Genomic DNA, 8,058 nt, shown 5'->3' with positions numbered 1-8,058 from the left:
GGTGTCCCCGACAGGATTCGAACCTGTGGCCTCAAAATTAGGAATTTTGCGCTCTATCCTACTGAGCTACGAGGACAAAAATCGGCAATTTAATCGCCGATAATATTCATAACGTCGTCTAGTTTTTTGTGAAGATCTTTGTCATTGATGGGCTTTGTCATAAAGTCATAAGCACCTTTATTTAAAGCCTCTCGTTTAGCGGTCTCGTCCGTAGTAAGGACGATGACGGGGATATGAGCTATACTTTCTCTAGCGTGAAGATTATCTAAAAATTCCAGCCCATTCATCACAGGCATTACGATATCTAATAAAATCAAATCAACGGGCTGAACTTCGAGTACGGCAAGGGCGTCCAAGCCGTTTTTGGCTTGGAGTATGGTTTGGAATTTGCCATATTTTTTTAGCATAACTTCAAGTAGCTTTAAATTTATAGCGTCGTCATCAACCGTTAAAACTTTCAAATCTCTCATTTAAAACCTCATCCTTATATATATTTTTGTGCGAGTTTCTCAAGACCCGACTTGGTAATATTGTAACTAGCGACTTCGCTAAATAGTGGATTTTCATCGTTGTCGTTAGAAAACAGAACTAGCTTGGTCGCAGACGCTTTTCGGCGCAAGCTCTCTAACGCCGCTAAGTCTAGCCCTGCTAGCTTTTTATCAATCAAAACAAGCTTATAGCTACCCGTAGCCGCCATAGAAATAAGCTGGTCGAAATTGCCCGCAATTTCTACGTCTTTATACTGGTGTTTTAATATGCTGGCAAAAATTTTACTTTCCATAATGTTTGCCTTGCATATAAGTATATCTTTTGTCGGCACGCGCGCACCCTTAGCTTTCACTACGTCATCGGAAACTATACTTTTTTTAGGAACTAGCTTCATTATCGTCTTTGGCACTTTGACAGTTTTAATGACCGTCTTAGGCACTTGGCGTTTGACAAGCTTTTTAACCAGCTTCTTTGTAGTTCCACCGGCTGGCGCTGCATCAGATCGTTTATCACCGATAAAATTATCTAGCATTTGGGCTAAGATATCCTTTTTGATCGGCTTGGTGCAGTATTCGTCAAGCCCCGCCGCCATAAATTTCTCTCTATCGCCCTTTAGTGCATTGGCAGTAACAGCCACGATCGGGATGTGGCGGAGATTATTCTCGTGCTCGTATTGTTTGATCTGTTTTGTAGATTCGATACCGTCCATAACAGGCATCGAAATATCCATAAATATGAGATCATAGTCGTTATTGGCTTTTCTGGCTTCCAGCGCCAAAAGTCCGTTTTCGACTATCGTCAAATTCATATTAAAGCTATTTAACGTATGCTTCATAAGCTTTTGATTGATCTCATTATCCTCCGCAATAAGGATTTTGGCGTTATATTTTCTATTGACCAAAGGTACATTTTCATCGGCAGGATTTCTCTCTACCGGCACTTCAACCTCTTCTTCGACTTCGACATCCTCTTCGACCATAATGGTTTCTTCCTGTTGCTCGTCTTCGTATACGGTAACGGGCACCTCGACCATCTCCTCTTCCTCAGGCTGCGGGATAACTACCGGTTCGACTTTTACGCTAACAGGCTCGATCTCGGGCTCTTCGACATGGTCGTTTTGAGTAGCAAGCTCCACTTTCGGAATATCTACAGGCTCCGGCTCAATACTCGGCTCTTCGGCAGGAATATTTTGAGCCGCTGGTTCTACTACTGGCGTTACCGGTTCAGACTCGATATTTGACGGTCCCTGTTTAACCTCTTCAAGTTTTGGCTTGATAGGTTTTAGTTCAGGCTCAATTGCTACTGGCTCTGGCTCAACAGCGATAGGTTCTGGTTCAATTATCTTTTTAGTTGGAATTTCAGGTTCTGAAAGTTTAACACTTGAAATTTCATCTTCATGAGCAGAAACACTTGAAGTATCAGGCTTCGAAGCTTTAGCGATAGGAATTTCAGGCTCGGTTTTAACGGCTACAGGAATTTCTTCTTCTACGCTTGGAATTTCAACCTTTTTAACAGGCTCTTGCGCTTTGACGCTCGGTTTGATATCCGAAAGATCAATATCTATATCAGGAATTTCAATCTCGGCCTTATGTGTCTCCACCTTAGCCTTTGGAATTTCTACTTTTGCAGGCTCAGCCTTTACTTCTTCCTCTTTTTTGATCTTAGGAAGCTCTATTTCGATATCGGAAAGATCAATGCTAGGAGTTTCGGCTTTAGGAACCTGGGTCTGCGCCGCATGTGTTTTGAGCCCCACAAAATCATCAGGAATTTCCAAAGATATAGGCTCATCGATATCGGTCTGGGCATCCTTTGTGCTTGAAGGCTCTACCTTTGGCTTTTCTGCGTGCGGGATTACTATTTCAGGAATATCAACATTAATCTTTGGCGATTCAGGCTCTGTCTTTTCAATCTTAATATCACTCATAGGCTCGATGTCTATAGGCTTAATGACCGGCTCTTCGGCTTTAGGGGCTTCTTTTTTGAGCTCTTGAGCGATACTAGACTTACTAACAGCCTCCTCTTTATGCGCAGAATGAGCCTCAGCATCATGCGTACGCCTTCTGCTTTGCAAGATAGCGCGTAGCTCGTCTGCCGACGAAGTAGTAGCATGTCGTAATTCATCGAGCTTGTTGATGATAGGTCTTTCTTTTACTACCGGCTCTTCCATAATCATTTCATCAGAGACAATAGGCTTTTCTACCTCGGCATCCAGCTTAATCTCATGCGTCTGTGGAGCAAAATCCGATCTACTTAGAGCAATTCCGGATTTTGAAATTTTATCTAGCGTCTTAACGAATTTAGTTAAATTAAAAGGCTCTGTGAGGGTAAAAATTTTAGAATTTGAAATACTAATACTTTGAAGCTCTTTTGGCTTAAGAGTCAAGATCGTAGGCATACTCAATATATCACTAACCTCGCCGTAATTCTTAAATCTAGTGATAAGAGCGTCATATTTGTTATTATTTTGCGCTGAGCGGAACTGCGCATTCGTATTAAATATCGAAATTTTACCACCTAGCTTGCTGATGTAGTTTTTAACGATATCATTATACATCGTATCAGCGCTATCAGCTAAAAGCGCAAAATTTAGCCCTTTGATACTTTCAAATACTGCGTCCGCATCAGTTTTTTGTGTCTCTTTAAAAGCAAGGGTGAAGTAAAATCTAGTACCTTTTCCTACGGTAGATTTGACCTGAAGCTTACCGCCCATCATCGCTACGTATTTCGACGAAATCGTAAGTCCAAGACCTGTTCCGCCGTATTTGCGCGTGATTGTAGAGTCAGCTTGAGAGAAGGCGTTAAATACATTTGCAAGCTTGTCTTCAGAAATTCCAATGCCGGTATCCTCGACACTAAACGTTACGATCGCCTCTCCTGGAGCTTTGCTAGGCTCTCTTAAAATTTCAACTACGATAGTGCCGTGCTCAGGCGTAAATTTGACCGCATTTGACATGAGGTTGATAAGAACCTCTTTGATCTTCGTGATGTCTCCGTATAGATGATGCACGAGTGTAGGATCGATGTAGAGCAGGATGTCGATATTCTTTTCGGCAGCCTTGGCAACGTAAATTTCAACCGCGCTTTCGAAATCTTGAATAGGGTTAAATAAGATATCCTCAAGCTCGACCTTATTACTTTCGATCTTGGAGACATCCAAAATGTTATTAATGATCGTTAGAAGGTTTTCGGACGATTTTTCGATAGTATCAACATAATCGCGCTTCTCTTCATCCAGATCGGTATTTTTAAGAAGCTCCGTAAAGCCGATGATGCCGTTAAGCGGCGTCCTGATCTCATGAGACATATTAGCTAAAAAGATCGATTTTGCCTTGTTGGCATCCTCCGCAGCGCCCTTTTGATACGCAATCAGATCAAGCGCATCCTCGATAAGCGAATACGCCTTGTTAACACCCTCACTAGTCCTAACGTCGATATGCTCGTGCTGATTCGTCAAATCGCCAATTCGGCTAAGCACGTTGCCGAGGTCGGTAACATTCTGTCTTAAACGTCTTGTAATACCCAAAGCAAAAATGACCAAAATAGCCGCTAAAACCCATATGCCAAGAGCAATAAATAGGTTTCTTAGTCTTTGCGCTAGATAAGTATCAGCATGCGCTGCAAGCTCAGCATTGATCTTTTCAGAAATTTCGCTTAGCTTTTTATATTTAAGTGTAGTAGAGGCAAACCACTCTTGAAAAGGTACGCTATAGTGTCCCTCGTCCGCTTCTTGCTGCAATGTGGCTGAAATTTTAGCAGTTTCTCTTAATGCGTTTTGAAATTCCTCTCCGTCTAGAATTTTTAAAATTGCAGCTCTAGCATCAGATTCCGGCAAGAAGTAGTAATTAGGGAGCGAACTAGATAGGTTGAAGCTAGCCCAAGTCCTTAGCTGCGCCTGATTCATCGCCTTGCTACCGATGATGTATTCGATAATATAGTCGCGCTCCGATGCAGTGGCATCCATTGCCTCATAAGTATTAAGCAACGAAACCGTCCAAACGGTAATATTTGAGCTTACAAGACCCTCTCTTAGCACTCGTTGGATTGTTTTTACATCATCATCGAATTTTTGAAAATATGAGCTGAAAAGCTCACCGAAGCTTTTGCTTTGAGCATCGACATCCATTCTTACCTGCGGAAGTTTGTCTAATAAACCGTCTATATCGGTCTCGGCAGCCAAAAGCTCGTCATTACCGGTGCCGTAAGCGAAAATATCAAAAATAGTCTTTTTTATGACGTTTTCACTGATATTTTTGCTTTCTTTATACTTTGCAAGCGCATCGTCGGTTTTTTTGCGTTGACCCGATAGAAGGGTTCCCATACCGGGGTTTCCCTCGCTACCCAAAAACGCCGAAGTGATACCGCGCTCTTTATCTACCTGCTCTACTAACGCCGCGAGATTACTATTTTTAGCAATTTGCTGCTGCAAAATTCCCACTCTGGCATAATCCTGCAAAGAGATAAACAAGAAATATGATGCAAACGCGAAAATCAAAAGTAACGGAATACCGCTAACAAGTCTCAAAGCACTTGTAGTATTTAAATTCATACAAAATCCTTCAAAGCGCAGCTTACGCGACGTTAAATTTTATTCAACCGGAGAAACGAAGTCGCTTCCGTCACGCTAGGCGGAGACGATTTAGCCGTCCTGCAAAGTTAATGGGTGATTTTACTAAACAAATCTTTAAATATAGCTTTTTGCGTTAGGTTTTTATTAATGATTGTTTAAAATTTTTTCCGCGGTTTGGATATTCGTAAGCGATCTGATCTCATCGAAGCTCGCCGCATAAATGCTCTCAAAATCGCCGTAAAAGTCCAAAAGCTTCTTCAGGCTTCCTTTGCTAACGCCCAAACTTAGCAGCTTTGAGCTTTGCAGATCAAGCTTGCGTTTGCTCTTTTGGTGAAACGAGATCGCAAAGCGGTGCGCTTCATCGCGCAGACGCTGAAAAAACTGAAGTTTCTTATCATCCGTCGGCAACGAAAAAATTCCGCCTTTCGTGCAAATTTTATCTTTCGCAGCCCCCTTTGCGCGGTGGGCTTTGGCGTCGATTTTCTCTTTTGAAATAGCGATTATATCGACGTTTGCTCCGACGCTGCAGATTATTTCCTCTGCCAAGTTTAGCAGAGCCGTTCCGCCGTCGATGAGCCACAGATCGGGCGCGGCGAGCTCGTCAAATTTAAGCGCGCGGCTAGTTAGGTACTCGCGCATCTGATCGTAGTCGTTATTTGAGCTAAGGTGCTTGTGGCGGTAGTTTTGCTTGTTAAACTCGCCGTCTTGAAAGCTTATCATAGCCCCCACGGCCGCGGCGCCGAACATATGCGAATTGTCGAAAACTTCGATATTTACGGGCAAATTCGTAAGATCAAAATAATCCTTCAGCTCCTGCAAAAACGCGTAATCGTGTGTTTTTAGATGCTTTTTGATATTGATCTCGCAGTTTTGGTATGCGATCTCGCAAATTTTACGCTTCTCGCCGATTTTCGGCGCGTAAATTTTAAACGCTCTTTCGTGCCGCTTGGATAAAATTTCGCATACCAGATCTGCATCGTCAAACTCGTCGTAAACGTAAATTTTAGCGCACGCCACGGGAGCCGCGGCCGGAAAGGCGCTTAAGATCATCTGTTTGTAGGCGTTTGCGATATCATCGGCGCTTGGGGCTTTGCAGTTAATTATATGCGAGCTTGAGGCCGAAATTTTACCCTCACGTATGCTAAAATGCACGGCGCAGACGAGCCCGTCGCGTGCGGCAATCGCAAAGACCTCGAAATCATCGAGCTTTGCCAGATCGACCTCCACCTTTACGTTCATCTGCTTTAAAATTTCGATCTTATCGCGGATCTGCGCGGCTTCCTCGAAATTTTCGCTCTGTGCAAGCCGCGCCATCCGCTCCAAAAGCTGCGGCACCATCTTTTGCGGATTTTTCAGAGCCGCAAGCGCGCTTTGTACGATACGAGCATAATCCTGCTTTGAAATTTTATCCTCGCACGGAGCGGCGCAGCGCCCGATCTGGTGGAACAAACAGGCCTTCTTGCCCTTGACGCAATTTTTCTTCTGCACGAGCGGAAACTGCATGTAAAGCGTCTGTAAAATTTCCTTCGCGCCGTGAAAATAAGGACCGAAGTATCTGATGTTTCTGCCCTTTACGATCTTTCGCGTAATCTCAAAGCGCGGAAAATCGTCGTCTAAATTTACGTAGATATATGGATAGGTCTTATCGTCGCGCAGCAGGATGTTGTACTTGGGCTTAAGCTGCTTGATGAAGGAATTTTCTAGGATCAGCGCGTCGCTCTCGCTGGGCGTTACGATGTATTCTAAATGCACCGCCTCGCTTATCATCTTGGCGATGCGCGCACTTAAGCGCGGGCTCGGAGCAAGAGCGGGCGTGAAAGAAAAGTAGCTTTTGACGCGATTTTTTAAAATTTTTGCCTTGCCGACGTATAGCAGCTTGCCCGCGGCGTCGAAGTATTGATACACGCCGGGTCTGGCAGGCAGGCTCTTAATCTCCTCTATTAGCAAGGATCAGCCCTCTTATCTCTTCAAAAATTTTATAAATTTGCGGATCTTGAATTTTGTTTGTAAACTCCCCATTTGCGCGTTCTAAAGATAAAATTTTGCTGCTTCGGCGCATACTCATTTTAAAGGCTTGCGCGCGTCTTTTATTCATCACTCTATCTGCGACGAAAAATTTTATCTCGCGCACACCGCAAAGCTCCGCCGTCTCTCTAGCAGCTACGAAGCGCTTTAATACGTCTTTTATTAAATTTATATTACTATCGCGTTTTAGTTCGCAAAGCCCCGCCGGGTGCTTCGCGGCTATCATCAAAATGCCATCTTTGACGTAGATGAAAGCGATCAGCCTTTGCCAACTAAGCGGCAAAATCGCTAAGAACTCGCCTCTTTCTCGCATCTTGGCATATAAAGGATCTTTTCTGATATGAGCTATTATTTCTCTTGCATTTTCCATAAGCGGATTTTAGCATTTTTTATCTTAGTTTTGCTTAGCGGCTGCGGATACAAAGCGCCGCCTTTTTACTCGGACGCGGATGAGCAAACCGCGAACGCAGAGGCATCCGCCGCAGATGGCAACAATACAAACGACACGAAAGGCGGCGTTAGAATTTTACGCGATAAATAGCCTACTTTTAGCTTTGCTTTGTTATACTTTTAAAAATTTTTACAAAGGAATTTCATGCAAACGGCAGACATTTTAGTGCTGGACTTCGGCTCCCAATACACCCAGCTGATCGCTAGGCGCTTGCGCGAACAAGGCGTTTACACCGAGCTAATCGCATACGACGCACCGATCGATAAGATAAAAGCGAAAAACCCCAAAGGTCTTATTTTAAGTGGCGGACCCGCTAGCGTTTACGCCAAGGATGCGTATTTTTGCGACGATAGAATTTTTGAGCTTGGAATTCCGATTTTAGGTATCTGCTACGGCATGCAGCTCATCGCGCATAAATTTGGCGCCAGCGTCGTGCCTGCGGGTAAAAAAGAGTATGGCAAAGCCTCTTTGAAACTGCTTCGCGCTAGCAGGCTATTTGGCAGCGTGGAGGATAACTCTACTGTCT

The 8,058-nt window shown here is 43.8% G+C and carries 5 protein-coding genes, 1 tRNA gene and 1 pseudogene; 2 read left to right on the top strand and 5 right to left on the bottom strand.

Features of this window, described 5'->3' with window-relative positions; genetic code table 11:
- Positions 1-2: 2 nt before the first annotated feature.
- The 5 genes from Q0605_RS05190 to Q0605_RS05170 all read right to left on the bottom strand — a co-directional run bounded on the left by Q0605_RS05190 (position 3) and on the right by Q0605_RS05170 (position 7,394).
- Positions 3-76, bottom strand: a tRNA-Arg gene (locus Q0605_RS05190).
- Between the two features lie 13 nt (positions 77-89).
- Positions 90-470 carry a response regulator gene (locus Q0605_RS05185; protein ID WP_005869488.1) on the bottom strand — a complete coding sequence of 127 codons (381 nt, stop codon included), beginning with the start codon at positions 468-470 and terminating at the stop codon, positions 90-92.
- A 14-nt stretch (positions 471-484) separates the two neighbouring features.
- The gene (locus Q0605_RS05180) at positions 485-5,035 is read right to left on the bottom strand and encodes an ATP-binding protein (protein ID WP_298704852.1); all 4,551 of its coding nucleotides are present in this window, start codon (positions 5,033-5,035) and stop codon (positions 485-487) included.
- Positions 5,036-5,200: 165 nt separating this feature from the next.
- Complete coding sequence (uvrC, locus tag Q0605_RS05175; RefSeq protein ID WP_298704849.1) at positions 5,201-7,003, bottom strand: excinuclease ABC subunit UvrC; 1,803 nt, start codon at positions 7,001-7,003, stop codon at positions 5,201-5,203.
- Entirely contained in the window at positions 6,984-7,394 is a 411-nt protein-coding gene (locus tag Q0605_RS05170; RefSeq protein ID WP_298704847.1) for a hypothetical protein, read from the bottom strand. Before Q0605_RS05170 ends, uvrC begins: the two co-directional genes overlap by 20 nt.
- Positions 7,395-7,421: 27 nt before the next feature.
- Between Q0605_RS05170 and Q0605_RS05165 the strand changes: the two genes are divergently transcribed.
- Together Q0605_RS05165 and Q0605_RS05160 are read left to right on the top strand one after the other, a co-directional pair.
- Positions 7,422-7,622, top strand: a complete 201-nt coding sequence (locus Q0605_RS05165) for a hypothetical protein (protein ID WP_298704845.1) — start codon at positions 7,422-7,424, stop codon at positions 7,620-7,622.
- Between the two features lie 54 nt (positions 7,623-7,676).
- Positions 7,677-8,058 (top strand): annotated as a pseudogene (locus Q0605_RS05160) (GMP synthase (glutamine-hydrolyzing)); the annotation flags it as partial.

Origin of the sequence: uncultured Campylobacter sp. (assembly GCF_938017705.1) — a bacterium.
Taxonomy (GTDB): Bacteria; Campylobacterota; Campylobacteria; order Campylobacterales; family Campylobacteraceae; genus Campylobacter_B.
Note: the sequence above shows the minus strand (reverse complement) of the source record. Positions and strands in the feature narration are given on the sequence as shown.

Coding starts and splice junctions, on each gene's coding strand:
- Q0605_RS05180 (WP_298704852.1), bottom strand. CDS start 5,035: ATGAATTTAAATACTACAAGTGCTTTGAGACTTGTTAGCGGTATTCCG.
- Q0605_RS05170 (WP_298704847.1), bottom strand. CDS start 7,394: ATGCGAGAAAGAGGCGAGTTCTTAGCGATTTTGCCGCTTAGTTGGCAA.
- Q0605_RS05185 (WP_005869488.1), bottom strand. CDS start 470: ATGAGAGATTTGAAAGTTTTAACGGTTGATGACGACGCTATAAATTTA.
- Q0605_RS05165 (WP_298704845.1), top strand. CDS start 7,422: ATGAGCTATTATTTCTCTTGCATTTTCCATAAGCGGATTTTAGCATTT.